This is a genomic window from Propioniciclava soli (assembly GCF_014858005.1).
GTDB classification, from domain to species: Bacteria; Actinomycetota; Actinomycetes; order Propionibacteriales; family Propionibacteriaceae; genus Propioniciclava; species Propioniciclava soli.
In genome coordinates, this window is the sequence record NZ_JACYOT010000001.1 from 92588 (window position 1) to 114448 (window position 21861).

A 21861-nucleotide genomic window follows, 5' to 3' on the forward strand; every position below is an offset into this window, starting at 1 on the left:
CCATGGTCGCCACCCACTGCCCCTACTGCGCGCTGCAGTGCGCGATGGACGTCGCGCCCACCCCGGACGGGCCGACCGTCACGCCGCTGGAGTTCCCCACCAACCGCGGCCGGTTGTGCCAGAAGGGCTGGACGGCGGCCGACGTCCTCACCGCGTCCGGCCGGCTCACCGCGCCGATGGTGCGGGGGGCGGACGGCACCCTCGCCCCGGTGTCGTGGGAGGAGGCGCTCGACCGGGTCGCGGGTGAATTGCGGCGCCTGCGTGCCGCGCACGGCCCGGAGTCGGTGGCCGTGTTCGGCGGCGGCGGGCTCACCAACGAGGAGGCCTACCAGCTCGGCAAGTTCGCCCGCGTGGCGCTGGCCACGCCCAACATCGACTACAACGGCCGCTTCTGCATGGCCTCGGCCGCGGCGGGCGGACGCCGCGCGTTCGGCCTCGACCGGGGCCTGCCCTTCCCCCTCACCGACCTCGACGGGGCCGAGGCGATCCTGCTCGTCGGCTCCAACCCCGCCGAGACGATGCCACCCTTCGTCACCCACCTGGCCGGCGCCCGCGAGGCCGGTGGGCTGGTCATCATCGATCCCCGGCGGACGCCGACGGCCGACCTGACCCAGGACGGCGGCGGCCTGCACCTCGCCCCGCTGCCCGGCACGGACCTCGTCCTACTGCTCGGCATCACGCAGATCCTGTGGGCCGAGGGGCTTGTGGACCGCGGCTACCTCGCCGAGCGGGCCAGCGGGGTGGACGCCCTGCGCGCCAGCCTGGCCGCCTGGTGGCCCGAGCGGGTGGAGCGCGTCACCGGCGTCCCCGTGGTGCAGCAGCGGGCGGCCGCGCGGTTGCTCGCGGCGGCCAGCCCGGCCCGGGGTGGGCGCGGCGGGTACGTGCTCACCGGGCGCGGGGCCGAGCAGCACGCGCACGGCACGGACACGGTGACCGCGGCGGTCAACCTCGCGCTGTGCCTCGGCCTGCCCGGCCGGGAGGGCTCGGGGTACGGCTGCCTCACCGGGCAGGGCAACGGGCAGGGTGGGCGCGAGCACGGCCTCAAGGCCGACCAGCTGCCCGGTTACCGGACGATCACCGACCCGGACGCCCGCGCCCACGTCGCCGGCGTGTGGGGCGTGGACGCGGATTCACTGCCCGGGGCGGGGCCGCCCGCGGTGGCGCTGCTCGCGTCGCTGGCGACACCGGGCGGGCCGCGGGCGCTGCTCGTCCACGGCGCGAACCCCGTCGTCAGCGCGCCGGACGTGGGGCCGCTGACCGAGCGGTTACGTGCCCTGGAGCTCCTGGTGGTGTGCGACTTCGTGCTGTCGGAGACCGCGGCGCTGGCCGACGTCGTGCTACCCGTCACCCAGTGGGCCGAGGAGACCGGCACGATGACCAATCTGGAGGGCCGTCTACTGCTGCGCGACGAGGCGGTGCCGCCGCCCGAGGGCGTCCGGACCGAACTGTGGGTCTGGCGCGAGCTGGCCCGGCGGCTGGACGCGCCGATCGACTTCTCCGAGGACGCCGCCGAGGTCTTCGCCGAGCTGGCCCGGGCGAGCTCGGGCGGCGTGGCCGACTACACCGGCTTCTCCCACAAACGCCTGCGCGCCGGGGAAGCCCTGTACTGGCCCTGCCCCGAGCCCGGCCACCCGGGGACGCCGCGGACGTTCCTCGACCGCTTCGCCACCCCCGACGGCCGCGCCGTGCTGCATCCGGTCGACGAGACCCCGCCCGACGACCTGCTGGACGCCGAGTACCCCCTGTATCTCGTGACCGGCCGCGTCCTGCAGCACTACCAATCCGGGGCGCAGACGCGGCGGGTGGCCGCCCTGAACTCCGTCGAACCCGAGAGCTACGTCGAGCTGCACCCGTTGCTGGCCCAGCGGCTCGGCGTCGAGGCGGGCGAGCGCGTGGGCGTTCACTCGCGGCGCGGGTCGTGCGAGGCGGTGGCCCGGCTCAGCGAGGGCATGCGGCTCGACACGGTGTTCATGCCGTTCCACTACCCCGGACGCGGCGCGGTCAACCGGGTGACGAACCCGGCCGTCGATCCGGTCTCCGGCATGCCGGAGCTGAAGGTCGCGACCGTCCGGCTGGAACGGCTCGTGGACGCGCCGCATTCGTTCGCACCCGCGCCGGGAGACGCCGCATGAGCCACCGCATCGTCGTCGTCGGCCACGGGATGGTCGCGCACCGCTTCGTCGCGGAGCTCCTCGCCCACGGGCTGCCGGACGTGACGCTCACCGTTCTGGGTGATGAACCCGAGGCGGCCTACAACCGCATCCTGCTGCCCGACGTGCTCCCCGGGCACCTCGACCTGGCCGGCCTCACCCTGCCCGCCCACCCCGGCGTGGACGCGCGCGCCGGCGTCCGGGCCACCGCCATCGACCGGGGACGCCGGGTCGTCACGGACGATGCCGGGGGCGAGCACCCCTTCGACACGCTCGTGCTCGCGACGGGGGCGGCCCCGGTGTTCCCGACGATCGAGGGGCTGCGGGATTCGGCGGGGCAACCGATGCCGGACGTCACGGCGCTGCGGAGCTGGGCGGACGCCCAGCACATCCGCGCGGCGGCGGCCGAGGGTGCGCGGGTGGTCGTGCTCGGGGGCGGGCTGCTGGGCATTGAGGCGGCGGTGGCGCTGCGGCGGGCGGGCTGCGCGGTGACGGTGATCCACCGGGGCGGGGCGCCGCTGGATCGGCAGTTCGACGCGCTCAGCGGCCGGGTGGTGGCCGCGAGCCTGGCCGACCACGGCGTCGCGGTGCTCACCGACTGCCGCATCGCCGGCATCGAGCGCCGCTGGAACCACGCGCTGAAGAGCATCCGGCTCACCGACGACCGGCGTATCGAGGCCGATCTCATCGTCGTCGCGATCGGCGTGGAGCCCCGCATCGAGCTGGCGGCGCGCGCCGAGCTGGCCGTGCGCCGCGGCGTCCTCGTGGACGACCTGTGCCGCACCGACGACCCCGACATCCACGCCATCGGCGATTGCGCCCAGACCGGTCGCGGCTGCCAGGGCCTCGTCGGCCCGGGCTGGGAGCAGGCGCGGGTCGTGGCGCACCACCTGGCCGAGAAGATCGGCGGGCGGGCGCGGCCCCGGCCGACGCTGGGGTTCGACGCCGGCGTGGTGCGGCTCAAGGCCGACGGGGTGGACGCCGTGACCATGGGCGCGTTCCCCGCCGATGAATTCGGCCTGGGGGCGCCCCGGGTGCTCGGCTTCGTCGATGCGGCCGGACGCCGCCGCGTCCGCATCGCCGTCGCCGACGGCGTACTGGTGGGGGCGACCTGCGTCGGCGACCCGCAGATCGCCGCCGACCTGACCGTGGCCTTCGACAGCCGGATGCCGGTGCCGGCCGATCCGGCCGCGCTGCTGGCCCGGCCGCTCGCCGGGGCCGCGCCGGCGGCGTCCGTGCTGGACCTGCCGGACGAAGCGGTCATCTGCCGCTGCAACGCGGTGCCCAAGCAGGCGATCGCCGCGGCGGTGGGCGGCGGGGCGGCGTCCGTGCCGGAGGTGGCCGAGGTCACGCGGGCCACCACCGGGTGCGGGAGCTGCACGAACGACGTGTGCCGGCTGGTGGAGGCGCTGGGGGCGGCACCGTCGGCCCTTGTGACCGAGAAGGAGGGCGCGTTCGCGGTGGCCTGACCGGGCGGGTCGGGCTGGGAGGTGTGAGCGGCCCGTCACACGGCCGAAACACGGGCGTCGCCGGGCTGTCGCGCCGACGCCGTAGATTTCGGGACGCCCCCGTGCCCGCCCCCACCCAGGAGGTCCGATGGAACAGCCGACGACGCCCCCGGTGCCGCCCGGTGTGCCCGACCCTGCAGCGGTGGGTCCGGACCAGGCGTTGGCCGGGTGCCGGGTGCTGCTCACCGCGAAGCGGCGCGCCACGGAACTGGGGACGGCGCTGCAGCGGCGGGGGGCCGAGATCGTCCACGCGCCGGTGCTGTCGATCGTGCCGCACGCCGACGACGAGCAGCTGCTCGCCCAGACGCGGGCGCTCATCGCCGATCCACCCGATGTGGTGGTGGCGACGACCGGCGTCGGGTTCCGGGGCTGGCTGGAGGCGGCGGACGCGGCCGGCGTCCACGCGGAGTTGCTGGCGGTGTTGCGGGGGGCGCGCCTCATCGCGCGGGGCCCCAAGGCGCAGGGGGCCATCCACGGCGCCGGGTTGGTGGCCGACTGGGTGGCCCAGTCGGAGACCGCCGCCGAGATCAAGGAGCTCTTCGAGGCCGAGGGGGTGGCGGGCCTGCACGTCGGCGTCCAGCACCACGGGTCGGGAGCCGACGGCATCGACGAATTGCTCCTGGCGCTCGGCGCGCGGGTGACGCCGCTGGTGGTGTACCGCTGGGGGCCACCGCCTGATCCGGAGGCCGTGCGGCGCGGCGTGCGGCTGGTGGCGGACGCCGCCGTGGACGCGGTGGTGTTCACGGCCGCCCCGGGGGCGGTGGAATTCCTGGCTGCAGCCGAACGCGCGGGGTTGCGGGACGCGGTGATCGCCGCCCTGGCCGGGCCGGTGTTGCCGGCGACGGTGGGCCCGGTGACGGCCGCTCCCCTGGTGGAGGCGGGGTTGACCCCGCTGATCCCAGACCGGTTCCGGATGGGCGCGCTCGTGCGGGAGCTGACGGCGGCGTTGACCGGGCGCGGGGTGGTGGAGGTGGGGACGCCGGGGGGCGTCCTGCGGTTGAAGCGGAGCTGGGCCAGCCTCGACGGCCGGGTGTTGCCGCTGAGCCGGGTGCAGTTCGACGTGCTGGCCGCCCTGGTGGGGGCGGCAGGTCGGGTGGTCACGCGCGAGGACATCTTGGCGCTGTTGCCGGGAACCTCCGCCGATCCCCACGCCGCCGAGGTCGCCATCGCGCGCCTGCGGGACAGCCTGGGGAACCGGGCCGTGGTGACCACGGTCCCGCGGCGCGGGTACCGGCTGGATCTGGCGTCCTGACTCCGCGCGCCGCGTCCGGGGAGCGCGTCAGGCGGCGGGGGAGGCCCGGATCGTGCGGCCGGGCCTCAGAGGCTGGTGAGGGCGAAGGCGATGCCGCCCAGCAGGGCCCCGGCGAGGGCGACCATGACGGCGAGCGCCGGGACGTTCTTGTCCCGCTCGGCGACGGTGAGGGCCGCCAGCGCGAGCAGGAAGCTGCCAGGCAGCAGGTACCACCCGGCGGTTGCGGTCGCCGGAACGAGCGCGAGCAGGGAGCCGACGAGAGCCAGCGTCAGGGCGACGATGCCCGGAAGGTTGCGCGGGTGGCGGGGTGCGACCCACGGGTCCGCGATCGGCGCGGTGGCGGCCGGAATGATCGAGATGGTGCTCATCGGATTTCCCCCCAGACAGTTAAGTGAACATTCAACCAACGCCCACAGGTGAAGATTCAACCATCCGGAGGTGTCTTGTCAAATTTCCTCACTGGGTGGTTGTTGAAGGGGCAGGAGGACGGGGCTGCGACGCCCGAACCGCCGCGGGCTCCGCGGCCCGCGAGGGTGACCCCAACGTCGGACACCTCAGGGTCGAGACGGTGGGTTAAGGTGCCCCCAGCACGCGACCGCGGCGGACGGCACACCGGTCAGTCGTCGCGCGACGCGTGTTCTGGACGCACAGCCCGAACCGACGAGGAGCGCCCGTGGAGTGGCTCGCCATGCTCGCAGCCCTGGTCGACGTCACGATCTGGACGGTGCTCTTCTTCGGCCTCACGTGGCTGGTGGCCCAGACCGTCCGGCGCGTCCTGGGTGTGCGCGTCGGCTGGCCCCGCACCATCGCGGTGTGCGGCATCGCCATCCTCGTGCTGGTCGGAGTGATGGGTGACGTCATCACCAGTCAGCCGCGGGAGGGGGCGGTCGGCGCCGGCACGCTGGCCCACCTCGGCGTCCTCGTGCTGTGGGCGTTCGCAGCGTCGGCCGCCGTGCTCCTGATGGCGGAGATCGTCGTGCCGACCGGGGCGATCCCACCCGTGCGCGCCTGGCTGCTGGGGTGGCGGCGCCGGACGGCGCGGGCCCGCCGGTACCACCAGATCACGATGATCGCGGCGCGCCACGGCCTGGGCGCGCCCTTGCGCGGGCTGCGGCCCGCGCGGCGCGACGACGAACTCGCGGCCTCGCTCCGCCGCGCTCTGCAGGAGGGTGGGGTGACGTTCGTGAAACTCGGCCAGATGCTCTCCACGCGCTCCGACCTGCTGCCCGAGCCCTTCGTCCGGGAGCTCAGCCATCTCACCAATCGCGCCGAGCCGGAGCCGTGGGACGTCCGCGCCGTCGTGGCCGATGAGCTCGGCCGACCGATCCAAGAAGTCTTCAGCAGCGTCGAAACCGAGCCGCTCGCGTCGGCGTCCGTGGCCCAGGTGCACGCCGCGACGCTGGCCGACGGCCGCCCCGTCGTCGTCAAGGTGCAGCGGCCCGGCGCGATCGCCCAGGTTGCGGCCGACCTGGATCTGCTCGACCAGGTGACGCGCTCCCTCGACCGGAACGCCGGCTGGGCGCGCGCCATCGGACTGAACGACCTGGCGCGCGGGTTCGCCGCCTCGCTCACCGAGGAGCTCGACTACCGCGTCGAGGTCGACAACATGGCGGCGGTGCGCGCGTCGCTCGCCGCGCGGGGCGTCCGGGTGCCGTGGGTGGCAGACGCCTTCTGCTCCTCCCGTTTGATCGTCATGGAGCGTTTCGACGGTACGCCGGTCGCGCAGGCGTCCAACCTGATCGCGGGGCTGGACGCCGGCGTCCGCACCGCCGCCGCCCAACGGTTGCTGGACGCCGTGCTCGGCCAGATCGTCGGGGACGGGGTGTTCCACGCCGACCTGCATGCCGGCAACGTCGTGATCTGGCCGGACGGCAGCGTGGGCCTGTTGGACTTCGGGTCCGTCGGACGCCTCGACGCCGTCTCGCGCCGGACGCTGGGCATGCTGCTGTGGGCCATCGACGCCGACGACCCGGTGAGCGCCACCGATGCCCTGCTGGAGCTGCTCGACCGCCCCGACGGGCTCGACGAGCGGGCCCTCCAGCGGGAGATCGGCACCCTGATGACGCGAGTGCGCGGCGGCCTGGGCTCCGGCGGATCGCTCAAGGTGTTCGGCGACCTGCTGTCTCTCGTGGTGCGCCACGGCTTTCGCGTGCCGCCCGCGATCGCCGCCGCGCTGCGCTCCCTGGGCGCGCTCGAGGGCACGCTGCGCCTGATCGACCCCCACCTCGACCTCGTCGCCGCCGCCCGCGAGGCCGGCCGCGACGTGCTGGGGGATCTGTCGGCCGAGCGCGTCCGCGCCGAGCTCACCCAACGCGCCCTGCACCTGCTGCCGCTGCTCGACCACCTGCCCCGCCGGGTCGCCAAGATCACCGAGGACCTCGAGCGGGGCCGGCTCACCACCCACGTCCGCGTGCTGAGCGACCCCGACGACCGCGGCTTCCTGCTCGGACTGGCACAGCAGGTCGTGGCCGCGGTGCTGGCGGCGGCGGCCGTGCTGGGTGGCATCCTGCTCGCGACCGCTCCGGGCGGGGTCCAACTCGGCTCCGGCGTTGGCCTGTACCCCGTGCTGGGCTCCCTCCTCGCCTTCGCCGGCTTCGTCCTGGCGCTGCGCTGCGTCGCGCTGGTGTTCGGCCCGCGTCACTGACGAAGTCCCTCGGGCGAGCGGGTGCGGGTTTAGCATCGGGCCCATGGGCGATCCCTGCGTAGTGCTCCCGCTGGCTGACGTCGGACGCGAGGACATCCGCCTCGCCGGTGGCAAGGGCGCGAATCTGGGGGAGCTGCTGCGGGCGGGGTTCCCCGTGCCCGACGGGTTCGTGGTCACGACGGCTGCGTTCGATGACTCTTCAGCTGGGTCGGGGTCAGGTGGGTCGGGGTCAGGTGGGTCGGGATCAGTGCGGCCGGTGTCGGACGCCCTCGCCGGCGTGGTGGCCGCCGCCTACGCGTCGCTGGGGGGCGGCCCGGTGGCCGTCCGCTCCTCGGCCACCGCGGAGGACCTGCCCACGGCGAGCTTCGCGGGGCAGCAGGACACCTATCTGGGCGTCGTCGGCACGGACGCGGTGGTGGACGCCGTCGCCCGCTGCTGGGCGTCGCTGTTCACCGAGCGGGCCGTGGCCTATCGCGCTGCGGCCGAGCGCGCCGGACGAGATGCCCCCGGGCACCTCAGCATGGCGGTGGTCGTGCAGCTTCTCGTGGAGGCCGAGGTGGCGGGCGTCCTGTTCACCGCGCACCCGGTCACCGGGCGCCGCGACGAGAGCGTCATCACCGCCGCGTGGGGCCTGGGTGAGAGCGTGGTGGGCGGCACGGTCGAACCCGACGAGTTCGTGGTGGGGGCGGACAGGATCCGCGTCACGATGGGGAGCAAGCAGTCCATGACGGTCGCCACCGATGGCGGGGTGACGCAGCGGCCCACACCGGACGACCGGCGTCGCGCCCGGACGCTGACCGACGACCAGGCGCGCGCGCTGGCGTCACTGGGCGCGCGCATCGCTGCTCACTTCGGGTCGCCCCAGGACATCGAGTGGGTGTTGGCCGGCGGGGAGTTCCAGATCGTGCAGGCGCGTCCGATCACCGCGTTGCCGGAGCCCTCCGGCCCGGTGCCGACCACGTGGCCCGTGCCCCGCCCGGGCAGCCTGTACTTCCGGGCCAGCATCGTTGAGCACCTCCCCGACCCGCTCAGCCCCCTGTTCGCCGACATGGCGGCCACCGCGGTGCCGGCGGGGCTGCAGGGCCTCGTCGCGGAGCTGAGCCCGCGCACCGCCACGCTCGATGTGGAGTTTCCGACCATCAATGGGTACGCGTTCTACGACTACAGCCGCCGCGCGTGGAACCAGATGTGGTCGTTCACGCCCGCGGGCCTGGCGCACCTGTCGCGGAGCGGGTTCGTCCACGACCGGTGGTGCGACCGAGAGCTGCCCCGCTTCCGGCGGACGGTCGCTGCCTGGGACGCGAAGGAGGCGGCCGCGCTGGCGTCCGTGGAGCTGCTGACCGGTGCGCAGGAACTGGTCGACGCGACCTGCCTGTACTACACGACGGTGCAGTCGATCATCCCGGTCGCCGCGATGGCGGAGATCGCCTGGACGACGCTGCACTCCCGCGTGCTGGCCAGGCCCCACGGGCCGGACGCCGCAGCGTTCCTGGTGGGCTTCGACTCCGAGCCGATCCGGGCGGAGAAGTCGCTGTTCGACCTCGCCGCCTGGTGCCGGGAGCATTCCGAGCTGGCCTCGTCGCTGACGACTCCGGCCCTCCAGATCGGCGACGCCGCGCCCGAGGGGGTGGCCGCGGAGGTGTGGGCCGAATTCCGCCGGCAGTGGGATGCCCACCTCGCCGCCCACGGCCACCTGCTGTTCAACCTCGACCTGATGAATCCGGTGCCGGCCGACGACCCCGAGCCCGTGCTCGTCGGCCTGCGGTACGCGCTGGAAGGTCAGTCGGGCGACCCGCATGCGCGGCAGCGCGCCCAGGCCGTGCTGCGGGAGAGGATCACCGCCGAGCTGATGGGCTGCCTCGACCCCGTGCTGCGCCGCCTCGCGCGGCGCTCGCTCGCGTTGGCGCAGCGGTGGGCGCCGATCCGCGAGGACGCTTTGGCCGCGCTCGGCCTGGCCTGGCCCACGGCCCGGCGCCTACTGCGCGAGCTGGGTGGCCGGTTGGTCGGCGCCGGCGCGCTGGCGTCCGCCGAGGACGTGTACTGGCTCACGCGCGCGGAGGCCGAGGGGTTGGCGTCCGACCTCGACCGGGGCGCGCCGGTCGCGCCGCACTCCGAGATCGTCGAGGCACGGCAGGTCGCGTGGCGGGGGCAGCGCCGGGCGACGCCGCCGCAGTACCTGCCCCAGGGCGGTGGCCTGCGGTGGCTGGAGTCGATGATGCCGGCGCGGGAGTCCGGCGACGGCCCGGTGCTGAGCGGCACGACGGGCAGCGGCGGCACCGTCACGGGCCGGGCGCGGGTGGTGGCCGGGCCGGAGGACTTCGCTGCCTTCGCACCCGGTGAGATCCTCGTCGCCGCGATCACGACCCCGGCCTACACGCCCCTGTTCGCGCGGGCCGCGGGCGTGGTGACCGACATCGGCGGCGTCCTGAGCCACGGGTCGATCGTGGCGCGCGAGTACGGCATTCCGGCGGTGCTGGGCACGGGTGCGGCCACCCGCCGGATCGCGACGGGCGACGAGATCACCGTGGACGGCGTCGGGGCACGGGTGGTGCTGGATGAGGCCGAGGCTACGCCGGCCACAGCGGACGCCGCTGGGCGGGTCGCTGCGGCCCTGGCGACGGCCGTCGCCCTGGGCGCCGTCGGTGCTCTGTCGGCATCAGTCTGGAGACGACGTCACTGACGCCGGCGCGACCCGGGGGAGGTTGGCGGACAGTGGCCGGGCGTGAAGTTGTACAATCTTGTCCATGTCAGTACCGATCAGTGTGGCTCGCGCCCAGTTGGCCCACCTCGTGGAACAGGTGGAGGCCGGTGACGAGGTGGTGCTGACGCGGCACGGCCGGCCGGTCGCGGTGATGGTCCATCCGTCCGCCATCGCGGTCCGGCGAGCGGACGCCGCGCTGGCGGAGGCTCGCTCCCTGAGGGACACCCTCGCCAGCGCCCGGGCGGCCGGGGTGCTCCAACCGCGGCTGTCGGAGGCGGACGCCCAGGCCTTGGTGGTCGATGTCCGACGCGGCCGCGACGGGTGACATGGACGCCTTTGACGCCGACGTCCTGATCTACGCGGCAGTGCCCGACCATGTGCTGGGCCGCCGAGTTCTGCCCCTGCTGCGAAGCGACGCGCCACGCGTCGGCTCGACCGTGCTCCTGCCCGAACTCCTGAGCAAACCGCTGCGCGAGGGAGCTCATGACCAGGCCGGCGTTCTCGCGGAGGTGCTCGGCCGCCTCACCTTGCTTCCCTGCACCGAGGTCGTCGGGGAGCTCGCATCGGTTCTGGGGGCGAAGTACAAGCTGAAGGCCGCGGACGCGATCCACCTCGCGACGGCGGTCAACGCCGGTGCCGAGCGCTTCATCACCAACAATGCCCGTGACTTCGGCACGTCGATCGCGGAGATTGACATCGTGCGCCCGGCAGCGCTGCCTGATGCGGACGCGCCCCCCGGCCCGGGTGGGATCTGACGCGACGCGTTCGACCAGGCGCACTTCAGCCGCGACTTCCGCCGGGTCACCGGCCTCACCCCGGCGGCCTACGCGAGCCGGCACGGGGCGGCGTCCGCCACCGGCTGACGGGCCCCCTCAGAGGTCGATGCTGACCACGGCTCGGCGCTTCGAGGGCCGGTGCACCACGGTGAACCCGGCGTCGAGGTAGACCTGCAGCGGGCCGGGATGCTCCTCGCCCCACGTCGCCTGGGCCACGGTGATGGGGTAGGCCTCGAGCCGCCGGGCGCCGCGCTCGCGGGCGAAGCCGACCGACGCGGCGGCGAGCGCCCGGGCCACGCCCCGGCCGCGCATCCCCACCCGGGTCAGCAGGCACGTCACGGCCCACACCGATGCGTCGTCCCGGTCCTCGCTCCGGCCGCGCCACGCGGTCTGGTTGGCGTTGCGCACGAGCCCGCCGTACGCCGGCCGCGGGGCGACCGCACACCAGCCACACGGTTCGTCGTCCAGGTAGGCGACCAGCCCGCTGGTGGTGGACGCCGAGGCGTCCCCGCACGCCGTCTGCTCGCGCAGCCGCTGGGCGCGTTCCTCGACCGGGGTGTTCCCGAAGGCCTCGCCGCGCGCCAGCCGGTACCGCTGGCACTGGCACTCCGCAGCCGCACCGCGCGTCCCGAACACCGCCGCTATGTCCTCACATGCCGCTTCATTGGCGGGGACGATCAGCATGGCGCCGCTACCCTCCGTCCCTCTCCCGGTGGCTGCAACCGGGCCAGCAACACGGACGCCGCTGCCCCTCCTCCAGCTCCTCCCGGGTGCGGCGGACGCGCCGCGCGCGCGTCTGTTCCTTCTTGGCGTCCTCGACCCAGCAGATGAATTCGTTGCGGGCCAGCGGGGTGATGTCGTGCCACGCTGCCAGCGCCTCGTCGTGCGCGGACAGCTCGGTGCGCAGGTCGGCGGGCAACGCATGGACCGTCCCGCCGGGGAGCTTCGTCGTCACGCGCTCAGGTTAGTCAGCCGAGGTGCGACGAGGAAGGGGGCCGCAACGGGAGGCCATCGGCCTGGCCCCCTCCGGGCCCAGGCCGATGGCCGACCCCGCCCGTTCATCCAATGCTCATCTCAGGTGAGTCCCGCGGAGCGCCCGGGTGGCCCTAGCGTCCGACCATGCGCATCCTCCACCGTGCCGCCGCCGGGTTCCTCTCCGCGGCCGTGTGCCTCTCGCTGGCCGCGACCTCGGCCCCGTCCGCCGCCGCCGCCCCGGCGAAGCAGAAGAACGTCCGCGTCGTCGTTCCCACCCTCGCCGCCCGGGCGACGCTCTCGGCCGACCACCTCGAGGAGGGGCCGCCATCGGGGGCGCTCGCGTCCCCGGGCAACGGCCGCCAGGGCCCGTGGCCGGGCCAGGTGATCCCGGGTTTCTCGGCGATGATCGAGAACGCCGACGGCACGTTCTGGGGGATGCCCGACAACGGGTTCGGCACCCGCGCCAACTCCGCCGACTTCCTGCTGCGGCTGTACCTGGTGCAGCCGCACTGGCAGGTCGCCTCGGGCGGCAGCGGCGAGATCGAGGTGCTCTCCCACATCTCGTTGCGCGACCCGCAGCGCCGCGCCGGCTTCCCGCTCGTGAACGACGCCACGCCCGAGCGGCTGCTCACGGGAGCGGACTTCGACATCGAGTCGGTCGTGCGCGCCGACGACGGCACGTTCTGGATCGGTGAGGAGTTCGGCCCGTTCCTGCTGCACTTCTCCGCCGACGGCGTCCTGCTCGCGGCGCCGGTGGCGCTGCCGGGCGGGCTGAAGTCCCCGTCCAGCCCCTTCCTGGCGCCTGGCGAGACCCCGACCGTCCGCGGGTCCAAGGGGTTCGAGGCACTGGTGGCCCAGGGCCGCTACCTCTACCCGATCCTCGAGGGCTACCTGCCGAACGACACCGACAAGCGCCGCCGGATGATCTACCAGTTCGACACCCGCACGGGCACCTACACGCAAAAGACATGGGAGTACCGCGCCGACACCGACGACGCGCTCGTCGGTGACGCCTTCGCGTTGCGCGGCAACCAGCTGCTCGTGCTCGAGCGCGACGACTTCTGGGGGCCCGAGGCCGTGACCAAGCGCGTCTACCGCGTCAACCTGGCGAAGACCGAGGCGGGCGGCCACCTGGCCAAGGAACTCGTGGTCGATCTGCTGAAGATCGACAACCCCGATCGCATCGGGATGGAGAACAACGCGGACGCCTACGGCGTCGGGGAGACGTTCGCGTTCCCGCAGCAGTCGGTGGAGACCGTCGTCCAGTTGCGGGACGGGCGCCTGCTCATCGCCAACGACAACAACTACCCCGGCAACGACGCCCGCTACCCGGGCGTCCCGGACGACACGGAGATGATCATCGTCGACCTGCCCACCGTGAAGCGGAAGGCGGACCACACGGTGCCGGTCGTCGCACACCGGGGGGCGTCCGGCTATCGCCCGGAGCACACGCTGGCCGCCTACCAGCTCGCCATCGAGCAGTGCGCGGACGCGATCGAGCCCGACCTGGTGATGACGGCCGACGGCGTGCTCGTCGACCGGCACGAGAACGAGATCGGCGGCACCACCGACGTGGCGACGCGGGCCGAGTTCGCCGGACGGCGGACGACGAAGACCATCGACGGCACCGCGGTGACTGGGTGGTTCACCGAGGACTTCACGCTGGCCGAGCTGCGGACGCTGCGGGCGAAGGAGCGGCTGCCGCAGCTGCGCCCGGGCAGTGCGGAGTTCGACGGGCTGTACGTGGTGCCGACGTTCTCCGAGGTGGTCGACCTGGCCCGTCACTCCCGCACGTGCGACGGCCAGCAGGTGGCCGTGGTGCCGGAGATCAAGCACCCCTCCTACTTCGGGTCCATCGGCTTGGCGATGGAGGACGCCGTCGTCGACACCCTGCGCGCGGCGGGCCTCAACCGGCGCTCGGCACCCGTGGCGATTCAGAGCTTCGAGGTGAACAACCTCGTGTACCTGAGCCAGCGCTCGCCGGTCACCCTGGTGCAGCTCGTCAACTGCTCCGGCGGCCCGGCCGACCGGCCCGAGCTGACGTACGCCCAGATGGTGACGCGGCAGGGGATGCGGAACGTCGCGAGCTACGCCGACAAGATCGGCTTCTGCAAGGACGTGATGATCCCGCGCCTGGCCGACGGCACCCTCGGACGCCCCACCGCGGCGATCCGCAACGCCCACCGGGCCGGGCTGTCGGTGGTGGGGTGGACGTTCCGCGCCGAGAACCAGTTCCTGCCGGTGGAGTACCGCTCGAGCGCCAACCCGGCCGACCACGGCGACCTGGCCGCGGAGATCCAAGACTTCTTGGCGGCGGGCATGGACGAGTTCTTCACCGATCAGCCCGACCTGGGGGTCGCGGCGGTGCGGTGAGGCCCAGGTGGCCCAGACCGCGCATACCTGGCGCGGGCGGAGTCCACGTGGCGCGGTCTGGCATCACGTGGCGCGCTCGGACTTCACGTGGCGCAGTGGAACCCACCTGGCGGCCTGTCCAAGGCCCGCCGGGTGAGCTCCGCTGCGCCACGTGGGGTTGAGGCGCGCCACGTAGCCGCCGCGGGCGTCAGGCACCGCGACCGCACCGCCCCGGGCCCTCGAGCTCTCCCTCGTTTTCCACGCGGGCGCACCGTGGGGACGGCCCCCCACTCAGGATTGTCAGAGCCGCGGGCTAGGCTCGCGGGTGCCATGACGACCTATCCGGACTGGGTGCGCACCCTCGACGAGAACACCCTGCAGCGCCGCTTCGGGCACGACACGCTGGAGCGCGGCCGGCGGTATGCCGACGAAGGCCGCCTGCAGCGCATCCGGCGGGCGGACAATCTGGTGATGGCCGCGGTGCGCGGCTCGCAGTTCCAGACCTACCAGACCTCGGTGGTCTGCCAGGCGGGGCCGGCGTCGCTGGTCGCGACCTGCACGTGCCCGGTGCGCCGTGACTGCAAGCACGCGGCGGCGCTCATCGTCCACATGCGCGAGGCCCAACCGCGGCGTGAGGTGTCCGGCTGGCAGCAGGTGCTCGATCCGCTGCTGACGCGGGCGGCGTCCGCCCGGGGTGGCACCCCGTTGGCGTTGCAGGTCGACGACGACGTCCAGGGCATCAGCCTGCGCCCGCTGCGCCTCGGGGCGCGGAACACGTGGGTGAAGTCAGGCGCGACGTGGGCCGACCTGCGCGGGCCGGAGGCTGCCTCGTTCGACCAGGCGCAGCTCGCGGCGCTGGTGGGGCTGCTGGAATCGCGCCGCCGCAACGACTTCTACTACGGCCACCGCGTGGACGCCCTGCCCCTGGCCGAGCTACGGCCCGACGCGTGGGGCGTCCTGGAGCGGGCCGTCACCGCCGGCGTCCGGCTGCTGGGTGGGGAGGACCGGATGCGCCGCCGCATGCCCGACCCACTGCTGGCGAGTGAGCCGTTCGTGCCCGCGATGCGGGTCGACAGGGCCGACGAGGGCCTGCGGGTCACGCCCGCGTTGGCAGGCAATGAGGAGATCGGCCCGCTCGACGGGGTGTCGTTCATCGGACGCCCCCCGCACGGTGTCAGTGCCAAGACGCCTGAGGGACGCCTCGTGCTCAGCCGGTTGAGTCGCCCGCTCGACCAGGCCGAGGCGCGGTTGTTCGAGGGGGGAGCGATGGCGATCCCCGCCGCGGACATCCCCCTGTTCGCCGCCGGTTTCCTGCCCCAGTTGCAGGATCGGCTGGCCGTCCGGGTCGACCCGGAGCTGGACCTGCCCACCGCGCAGCCGCCGCGGTTGCTCTGTCGGGTCACGTTCTCCGATCGGCGCGCCCAGGTGGCGTGGGGGTTCGCCTACCGGGTCGGCACCGAGGTCCACGAGCTGGGGGTGCGACCGGCGGCGTCCGACCCGCCGTTGCGCGACGCCGGAGCCGAGGCCGCGCTCGCGGCGTCCGTGCCGCAGGGGCCGTGGCGCACCGGGGGTGCGCTGCCGGAGCTGCACGAGACCACGGTGATCGGCCGCGGGCTCATCGCGTTCACCACCGATGTGCTGCCGGGGTTGCTGGAGCGCGACGACGTCGACGTCACGCTCACCGGCGAGCCGCCGACCTTCACCGAAGCCGAGGAGGCGCCGCGCGTCGAGCTCACCGTGACCGACTCCGAGGTGGGGGACTGGTTCGACCTCGGCGTCGAGGTGTGGGTCGGGGACGAGCGGGTGCCGTTCGGGATGCTGTTCGCCGCGCTGTCGGTGGGTCAGGACCACCTGATTCTGGAATCGGGCACCTGGTTCGACCTGGCGATCCCGGAGCTGGAGGAGCTGCGGGCGCTCATCGATGAGGCCCGCGAGCTCGTCGACCACGACGGCGACACCTTCCACCTACGGCCCGAGCACGCCGGGTTGTGGGAGGAGCTGGTCGGGCTGGGCGTCGTGGGGGAGCAGTCCGCGGCGTGGCAGGAGGCCGTGACCGCGCTGCTCGACGTCGAATCGCTGCCGGAGGTGGCACCGCCGGTGGGGTTGCGTGCTGAGTTGCGCCCTTACCAGTTGACGGGATTCCGCTGGCTGTCGCTGCTGTGGCGCTCCCGGTTGGGCGGCATCTTGGCCGACGAGATGGGGCTCGGCAAGACCCTGCAGGCCTTGGCGATGGCGCAGTCGGCGTTCGAGGCCGGTGAGCTGGAGCGGCCGATGCTGGTGGTGGCACCCACCTCGGTGATCGGCACGTGGGCGTCCGAGGCCGCCCGGTTCACGCCCGACCTGCGGGTGGTGGCGGTCGACGGCACGGTCAAGCGGCGCGGGCACACGCTGGCCGAGGCGATCGAGGGGGCGCACGTCGTCGTGACGTCCTACACACTGTTGCGGCTGGAGGCGGACGCCTACGCCGAGCAGCCCTGGTCGGCGGTGATGCTGGACGAGGCGCAGTTCGTGAAGAACCACAGCTCGCAGGCGTACAAGGCGGTCCGGCGGCTGCGGGCGCGCATGAAGGTGGCGCTGACCGGCACCCCGCTGGAGAACAACCTGATGGACCTGTGGTCGCTGCTGTCGATCACCGCGCCGGGGCTGTTTGTCGACCCGAAGACGTTCACCGACACCTATCGCAAGCCGATCGAGAACGGTGACGCTGAGGTGTTGGCCCGGTTGCACCGTCGGATTCGGCCGCTGATCCTGCGGCGCACGAAGGCGGCCGTGGCGAAGGAGTTGCCCGACAAGCAGGAGCAGGTGCTGCCCATCGAGCTGAGCCCGGCGCACCGCAAGCTCTACGACAAGCACCTGGCGCGCGAGCGGCAGAAGGTGCTGGGCCTGGTGGGGGATCTGGCGCGCAACCGGATCACGATCCTGCGGTCGCTGACGCTGCTGCGGCAGCTGGCGCTGGCACCCGTGTTGGTGGACGAGAGCTATCCGGAGGCCTCGGCCAAGGTCGACGCCCTGGTCGAGCGGCTGGGCGAGGTCATCTCGGAGGGTCACCGGGCGCTGGTGTTCAGCCAGTTCACCGGGTTCCTGGGGTTGGTGCGGCGGCGGCTGGAGGCGGAGGGCATCGCGTTGGAGTACCTGGACGGCCGGACGCGTGACCGCGCGGCGCGGATCGCATCATTCCGGGAGGGCGAGGCGCCGGTGTTCCTGATCTCGCTGAAGGCCGGGGGGTTCGGGCTCACGTTGACCGAGGCCGACTACGTGTTCATCCTCGACCCGTGGTGGAACCCGGCCGCGGAGTCGCAGGCCGTCGACCGTACCCACCGCATCGGGCAGGACAAGCCGGTCAACGTCTACCGCCTCGTCGCGGCCGACACCATCGAGGAGAAGGTCGTCGCCCTGCAGGAGACCAAGCGCCACCTGTTCGACCAGGTGGTCGGGCAGGCGTCCGACATTGCGGCTCCGTTGAGCGCCGCCGACATCCGGGGGTTGCTGGACGCCTGAGGCGGTCCCCCTCAGCCCGGGAGGATCAGCGCGGGACGCTCACGCCCCGCGCGGTCGTGCGTTCCAGATGCCCACCTGCGAAGTCCCAGCGCTGCGGGATGTGTCGCGGACGCGGCCAGATCGGCCTGCTCCAGCGGAGCGGTCTCGGCGACGGGGATGGTGGCTTGGCGGCGAGGTCGCACGGTGATGGCCAGCTTGCTCCACCAGTGCTCGACAGCTGTGCCGGCCCACGTGGCGCACCTCAGGCCCACGTGTCGCACCTCAGCCCCACGTGGCGCAGTGCAACTGACGTGGCGGCCCGTGCAAGGCCCTCCACGTGAGCGGCGCTGTGCCACGTGAAGCGTGGGTGCGCCAGGTGACGCGGAGAGGCGCCACGTGGAGGGGTCATGGCCGCCGCGGGCGTCCCACCCCCGGGGCTTGCCCAATTGGACCCGAGCACATGGCGCCATGGCACCGTTTCCTCGGGGCCAAATGCCCCGTGGGGCAGGAGACCAGCCCGGTCAGAGCATGGCGCCGATCATGCCGGTGAAGTACGGGATCAGCCAGATGGCCCACACGATCACCGACAACCGGTGGAAGGTGCGCAGCTCGGCGTCCCGGTTGCGGACGAGCACGACCACGGCCCACAGGAAGTGCACGGCCATCAGCACGAGTGCGATGAGCCCGGTCACGGCCATGACGTTCATCAGGACGCCGCCGGTCGCGGTCGCGCTGTCGTGCGTGCCGGCCTGCGCGATGAGGGACATGAGCCACGTGCCGGAGGCGTCGAAGGCCAGCCCGGCTCCAAACAGCACGACGTGGAAGGGGCGCAGGCGTCCGGCGATGCGCTCGGCCCACACGCCGGCGGTGTAGGCGACCAACGCCAGGGAGATGAGAATGATGGCAGCAACAAGCATGCCTCCACCCTCGCCTGAGCAGGGGTTTCACCGACACCGCCGGGCATCCATCCTTCGATGGACCCCCGGATGCCGGGGTCAGGAGACGGTGATCTCGAAGTCCCGCAGCGCGTACCCGGCGACGATCTCGTCCCATTCCAGGCGCGGTTCACGCACGAGCGCCACCTTGTGGGAGAACAGCCGGGTGAGAAACAGATCGGTCTCGCGCAGGGCGAGCGCGTTGCCCGGGCACTTGTGGGCGCCGTCGCCGAAGCTGATCATCTCCTCGCTGTACCCGCGCGGCAGCTCCCGGCCGGGGCACAGCGCGTCCGGCTGCTCGCCGACGATCCGTTCGTCGGCGTTGGTCCGGCGCAGGGAGAGATCGATCAGGGCGCCCTCGTGGATGACGTGGGTGACGTCGCCGTCGGTCACCTCGATGGCGCGCTGCGCGCGGCGGTACAGGTGGCCCACCACCGGTTCGAGGCGCAGCACCTCGCCGAGCATGGCGAGGCGCTCGGCCTCCCCGGCCACCACGAAGCGCTCGCGAAGGGCGTCGTTGCGCAGGAAGTGCAGCGTGGCCATGGAGATGAACTCGCGCGTCGTCACCATGCCGGCCGCGCCGTAGGTGATGCACTCCATCACGATGCCCATGTCGGAGTAGCCCTCGTCGATCAGGTGGCTGATGACGTCCTCGCGGCGCTCGGCCTTGCGGGCGCGGATCGCCGGGCGCACGTCGCGCAAGTAGAACACGAGCACCGGCAGGTTGCCGGTCAGCACCGCGCGCAGCGACTCGAAGCGGGAGCGGCCAAGACCCGGCTCGGCGAGGTCGAAGGGGGGCTGGTCGAAGAACTTCTCCAGCCGGTTCGCCATCGCATCGGTGTCGGAGTTCGTCAAGCCGATCACCTGGGCGGCCACGTCGACCGAGAGGCGCAGGGTCACATGGTCGAGTTGCACGGTGTCGGCCGCGACCATGGCGTCCACGAGGGCGTCCACCCGCTGGGTGATCAGCTCGGAGTAGCGCGTCGAGACGACCTTCGGGGCGAAGTAGCGGGCCACCTTGGCCCGCTGCTGGCGGTGCGCCTCGCCGTCCATGAACAGAATCGGGGTGTCCGTCATCCGCCCCTTCATCGACTCCGCGGTGAAGCCGGCCTGCGTGGTGGCGTCGCGCTCGCGCAGAACCTGGCGCGCCACCTCTGCGGAGCGGACGTGCCAGACGTCGCCCACCTTCTCCACGCGCGGCGTGGTGCGCTCGCCCTCGCGCTGGGAGACGCGGTCACAGGGACCAGTCATGCACCCATTCAACCCTGTATCCGGCCGCGTGCGCAGCCCCGCCGCCCCGGGGGCGGGGGTTTTGCCCGTTCGGGTGGGCTCAGCCGGCGGCTGCGGCGTCCAGTGCCTCGCTGTCGGCCCACTCCCAGAGCGTGCCCGGACGCCCCCGCCCCAGCACGACGCGCTTGTGCGCCACGCGCAGCTCCGGGATGGACGCCAGTCGACGGTTCAGGTTGCCGCGGTCGGGCTCGACGCCGTGGAGCGATCGAGTGACCGCGACCGCGGCCGAGACCGGGAACTGCGGGCCGGTCAGCGCGCGGGTGAAGGCGAGGTTGCGCCACAGCCGGTCGATGAGCAGCGGACGGCCCACCGTGACCATCTGGTCGTGGTCGAACGCCAGGTGGGGCACGGCGTCGAGGCGGTGCCACGTGACGTCGGGGTGCGGTTCGGCGTCGTCCGCCACGGCCCACATGACCACCGACAGCGTGAAGCCGCGCGGGTCACGGTGCGGTTCGTCGAACACGGTGAGCTGCCCCAGGTCGCGGACGCCGACGCCCAGCTTGGTCGCCACGGCGCGCCGCGAGGCGTCCACCAGACGCTCGCCCTCCAGCAGGGTCACCCCCGGCAGGGCCAGCTGCCCGATGTAGGGCTCGGTGGCCCGCGGGTAGACGGCGATCTCGACCTCGCGGCCGGCCTCGTCGTAGCGCAGGGTCAGCACGTCGACCGAGACGTTCGACGTGGGGCGGGGATCCATCGTGTCGTCCTCGTGCAGTTCCGGCGGGTGGGCGGGGCCCATGCTAGTCGCCGAGCCCGGCGGGGGGCGGCGCGGTCGTCAGCCGGTCAGATCGTCCGTGGGCAGGCCATCCGTGGGCAGGGGCGCCCAGCCGCGCTGGACGACGACACCGCCGGCGTCCAGTTGCGCGAGCACCGCCCGCTGCAGGGAGGTGGCGCGGGGCAGGGAGGCGAGGTCGACGTGCTGCCCCGAGCGGGTCTCGCGGTGGAAACCGAAGTACAGGGCGTCGCGCCGCCCGTCGCGCGGGGTGCCGTACCGGGTGAAACGGCCAGCGAAGCGGGCCATGTTGGACGCCGGGTCGAGCCGGGCGACCATGCTCGGGTCGAGTAACCACGATTCGCAGGTGATGCGGCTGATGGGGAAATCGGCGAACGCGGTGTCCGCCAGGTGGCGGGCCTGGCGGAAGGAATCGTCGACGGCGGCGGGCGTCAAGGAGCCCGTCTCGGGGATGTGGCAGCCGAGCACCCAGCCGAACACCTCGTCGCGCTCCAACGTGTACTGCAAACGCCCCAACCAGACGAGGCCGCCGGCGAAATTGGGCGCATTCCACCCGGTGGTGCCGAAGCCGAAGCGGCCGTGGACGCGGCGATGGACGGCGACCTGCTGGCCGAGGTCGGCCACCGAGCGCCAGGCGACGTCGGGGGTGACACCGCGGCGCACCAGCTCGTGCTGCACCTGCGGAGCGGCCGCGACGAGGGCGGCCAGGCCGAGCAACTCGGGGGCAAGCGGATGGTCGATCGGCTCGCCGTGGAGGGGGTTCGGCCGGTCCTCCAGGAGGCCGACACGGGCGGCGAGCAGGCCGTGGAGGCGCTCCACGGTGGCCCAGTCGGCGTCGGTGAACGCACGCAGGCAGTCGGTGAACGCCGCGGCGTCCTCGGGGCGGAACGCGAGGCGTCCGAGGAGTTCGGGCAGCGCGGTGCCGTCGGGATTCAGGGTCGTGCGTGCTGACACGGTGCTCCTCGCGCTCGGTCGGGAGGCCGGCTCCGGACGGTGGTGACCCAACGTACCCATGCGGACGCGGTGCCGGGCCAGCGGCCGGCGGATCGGCTCCGCGGAGCGGTGAAAAGA

At 73.2% G+C, this 21861-nt stretch carries 16 protein-coding genes and 1 pseudogene; 10 read left to right on the plus strand and 7 right to left on the minus strand.

Annotated elements, in window-relative coordinates; translation table 11 throughout:
• Nucleotides 1–2: 2 nt before the first annotated feature.
• The 3 genes from IFY26_RS00410 to IFY26_RS00420 all read left to right on the plus strand — a co-directional run bounded on the left by IFY26_RS00410 (nucleotide 3) and on the right by IFY26_RS00420 (nucleotide 4910).
• Complete coding sequence (locus tag IFY26_RS00410) at nucleotides 3–2132, plus strand: molybdopterin oxidoreductase family protein (protein WP_232547034.1); 2130 nt, start codon at nucleotides 3–5, stop codon at nucleotides 2130–2132.
• The gene (locus tag IFY26_RS00415; protein WP_232547035.1) at nucleotides 2129–3619 is read left to right on the plus strand and encodes an FAD-dependent oxidoreductase; all 1491 of its coding nucleotides are present in this window, start codon (nucleotides 2129–2131) and stop codon (nucleotides 3617–3619) included. The genes IFY26_RS00410 and IFY26_RS00415 overlap by 4 nt, the downstream gene beginning before the upstream one ends.
• A gap of 127 nt (nucleotides 3620–3746) precedes the next feature.
• Nucleotides 3747–4910 carry a uroporphyrinogen-III synthase gene (locus tag IFY26_RS00420; protein WP_232547036.1) on the plus strand — a complete coding sequence of 388 codons (1164 nt, stop codon included), beginning with the start codon at nucleotides 3747–3749 and terminating at the stop codon, nucleotides 4908–4910.
• 65 nt (nucleotides 4911–4975) lie between these two features.
• Here IFY26_RS00420 and IFY26_RS00425 read toward each other — a convergent pair whose 3' ends face one another.
• Nucleotides 4976–5278 carry a hypothetical protein gene (locus IFY26_RS00425; RefSeq protein WP_232547037.1) on the minus strand — a complete coding sequence of 101 codons (303 nt, stop codon included), beginning with the start codon at nucleotides 5276–5278 and terminating at the stop codon, nucleotides 4976–4978.
• Nucleotides 5279–5583: 305 nt separating this feature from the next.
• On the opposite strand from IFY26_RS00425, the gene IFY26_RS00430 reads away from it, so the two are divergent.
• The 5 genes and pseudogenes from IFY26_RS00430 to IFY26_RS18325 all read left to right on the plus strand — a co-directional run.
• Nucleotides 5584–7554 carry an ABC1 kinase family protein gene (locus IFY26_RS00430; RefSeq protein ID WP_232547038.1) on the plus strand — a complete coding sequence of 657 codons (1971 nt, stop codon included), beginning with the start codon at nucleotides 5584–5586 and terminating at the stop codon, nucleotides 7552–7554.
• A 43-nt stretch (nucleotides 7555–7597) separates the two neighbouring features.
• On the plus strand, nucleotides 7598–10234 hold the full coding sequence (locus IFY26_RS00435; RefSeq protein WP_232547039.1) for a PEP/pyruvate-binding domain-containing protein: 2637 nt from the start codon (nucleotides 7598–7600) through the stop codon (nucleotides 10232–10234).
• A 64-nt stretch (nucleotides 10235–10298) separates the two neighbouring features.
• Nucleotides 10299–10580 (plus strand): type II toxin-antitoxin system Phd/YefM family antitoxin, encoded by a 282-nt coding sequence (locus IFY26_RS00440; protein WP_232547040.1) that lies wholly within the window; start codon nucleotides 10299–10301, stop codon nucleotides 10578–10580.
• Complete coding sequence (locus IFY26_RS00445; RefSeq protein WP_232547041.1) at nucleotides 10555–11010, plus strand: type II toxin-antitoxin system VapC family toxin; 456 nt, start codon at nucleotides 10555–10557, stop codon at nucleotides 11008–11010. Before IFY26_RS00440 ends, IFY26_RS00445 begins: the two co-directional genes overlap by 26 nt.
• Nucleotides 11011–11022: 12 nt before the next feature.
• A pseudogene (locus IFY26_RS18325) lies at nucleotides 11023–11118 on the plus strand (hypothetical protein); the annotation flags it as partial.
• 9 nt (nucleotides 11119–11127) lie between these two features.
• Here IFY26_RS18325 and IFY26_RS00450 read toward each other — a convergent pair.
• On the minus strand, nucleotides 11128–11715 hold the full coding sequence (locus IFY26_RS00450; protein WP_232547042.1) for a GNAT family N-acetyltransferase: 588 nt from the start codon (nucleotides 11713–11715) through the stop codon (nucleotides 11128–11130).
• A gap of 7 nt (nucleotides 11716–11722) precedes the next feature.
• On the minus strand, nucleotides 11723–11986 hold the full coding sequence (locus IFY26_RS00455; RefSeq protein WP_232547043.1) for a YdeI/OmpD-associated family protein: 264 nt from the start codon (nucleotides 11984–11986) through the stop codon (nucleotides 11723–11725).
• Between the two features lie 164 nt (nucleotides 11987–12150).
• Here IFY26_RS00455 and IFY26_RS00460 point away from each other — a divergent pair, with 164 nt between their 5' ends.
• Nucleotides 12151–14379, plus strand: coding sequence for an esterase-like activity of phytase family protein (locus IFY26_RS00460; protein WP_232547044.1), 2229 nt, complete (start codon nucleotides 12151–12153; stop codon nucleotides 14377–14379).
• A gap of 309 nt (nucleotides 14380–14688) precedes the next feature.
• Nucleotides 14689–17856: a DEAD/DEAH box helicase gene (locus tag IFY26_RS00465; RefSeq protein ID WP_232547045.1), complete on the plus strand. Its 3168-nt coding sequence runs from the start codon at nucleotides 14689–14691 to the stop codon at nucleotides 17854–17856.
• A 500-nt stretch (nucleotides 17857–18356) separates the two neighbouring features.
• Here the strand turns inward: IFY26_RS00465 and IFY26_RS00470 are convergent, their stop codons facing one another.
• The 4 genes from IFY26_RS00470 to IFY26_RS00485 all read right to left on the minus strand — a co-directional run bounded on the left by IFY26_RS00470 (nucleotide 18357) and on the right by IFY26_RS00485 (nucleotide 21744).
• Nucleotides 18357–18752, minus strand: a complete 396-nt coding sequence (locus tag IFY26_RS00470; protein WP_232547046.1) for an HsmA family protein — start codon at nucleotides 18750–18752, stop codon at nucleotides 18357–18359.
• Between the two features lie 78 nt (nucleotides 18753–18830).
• Entirely contained in the window at nucleotides 18831–20021 is a 1191-nt protein-coding gene (locus tag IFY26_RS00475) for a cytochrome P450 (RefSeq protein WP_232547047.1), read from the minus strand.
• A 79-nt stretch (nucleotides 20022–20100) separates the two neighbouring features.
• The gene (locus IFY26_RS00480) at nucleotides 20101–20754 is read right to left on the minus strand and encodes an NUDIX hydrolase (RefSeq protein WP_232547048.1); all 654 of its coding nucleotides are present in this window, start codon (nucleotides 20752–20754) and stop codon (nucleotides 20101–20103) included.
• A 78-nt stretch (nucleotides 20755–20832) separates the two neighbouring features.
• Nucleotides 20833–21744: an acyltransferase domain-containing protein gene (locus tag IFY26_RS00485; RefSeq protein ID WP_232547049.1), complete on the minus strand. Its 912-nt coding sequence runs from the start codon at nucleotides 21742–21744 to the stop codon at nucleotides 20833–20835.
• Nucleotides 21745–21861: the final 117 nt, after the last annotated feature.

Bases quoted from the DNA above. Each gene is read 5' to 3' on its own strand.
- IFY26_RS00470 (WP_232547046.1), bottom strand. From the start codon at position 18,752: ATGCTTGTTGCTGCCATCATTCTCATCTCCCTGGCGTTGGTCGCCTAC.
- IFY26_RS00445 (WP_232547041.1), top strand. From the start codon at position 10,555: ATGTCCGACGCGGCCGCGACGGGTGACATGGACGCCTTTGACGCCGAC.
- IFY26_RS00440 (WP_232547040.1), top strand. From the start codon at position 10,299: ATGTCAGTACCGATCAGTGTGGCTCGCGCCCAGTTGGCCCACCTCGTG.
- IFY26_RS00410 (WP_232547034.1), top strand. From the start codon at position 3: ATGGTCGCCACCCACTGCCCCTACTGCGCGCTGCAGTGCGCGATGGAC.
- IFY26_RS00450 (WP_232547042.1), bottom strand. From the start codon at position 11,715: ATGCTGATCGTCCCCGCCAATGAAGCGGCATGTGAGGACATAGCGGCG.
- IFY26_RS00425 (WP_232547037.1), bottom strand. From the start codon at position 5,278: ATGAGCACCATCTCGATCATTCCGGCCGCCACCGCGCCGATCGCGGAC.
- IFY26_RS00460 (WP_232547044.1), top strand. From the start codon at position 12,151: ATGCGCATCCTCCACCGTGCCGCCGCCGGGTTCCTCTCCGCGGCCGTG.
- IFY26_RS00475 (WP_232547047.1), bottom strand. From the start codon at position 20,021: ATGACTGGTCCCTGTGACCGCGTCTCCCAGCGCGAGGGCGAGCGCACC.
- IFY26_RS00465 (WP_232547045.1), top strand. From the start codon at position 14,689: ATGACGACCTATCCGGACTGGGTGCGCACCCTCGACGAGAACACCCTG.
- IFY26_RS00420 (WP_232547036.1), top strand. From the start codon at position 3,747: ATGGAACAGCCGACGACGCCCCCGGTGCCGCCCGGTGTGCCCGACCCT.
- IFY26_RS00415 (WP_232547035.1), top strand. From the start codon at position 2,129: ATGAGCCACCGCATCGTCGTCGTCGGCCACGGGATGGTCGCGCACCGC.
- IFY26_RS00480 (WP_232547048.1), bottom strand. From the start codon at position 20,754: ATGGATCCCCGCCCCACGTCGAACGTCTCGGTCGACGTGCTGACCCTG.
- IFY26_RS00435 (WP_232547039.1), top strand. From the start codon at position 7,598: ATGGGCGATCCCTGCGTAGTGCTCCCGCTGGCTGACGTCGGACGCGAG.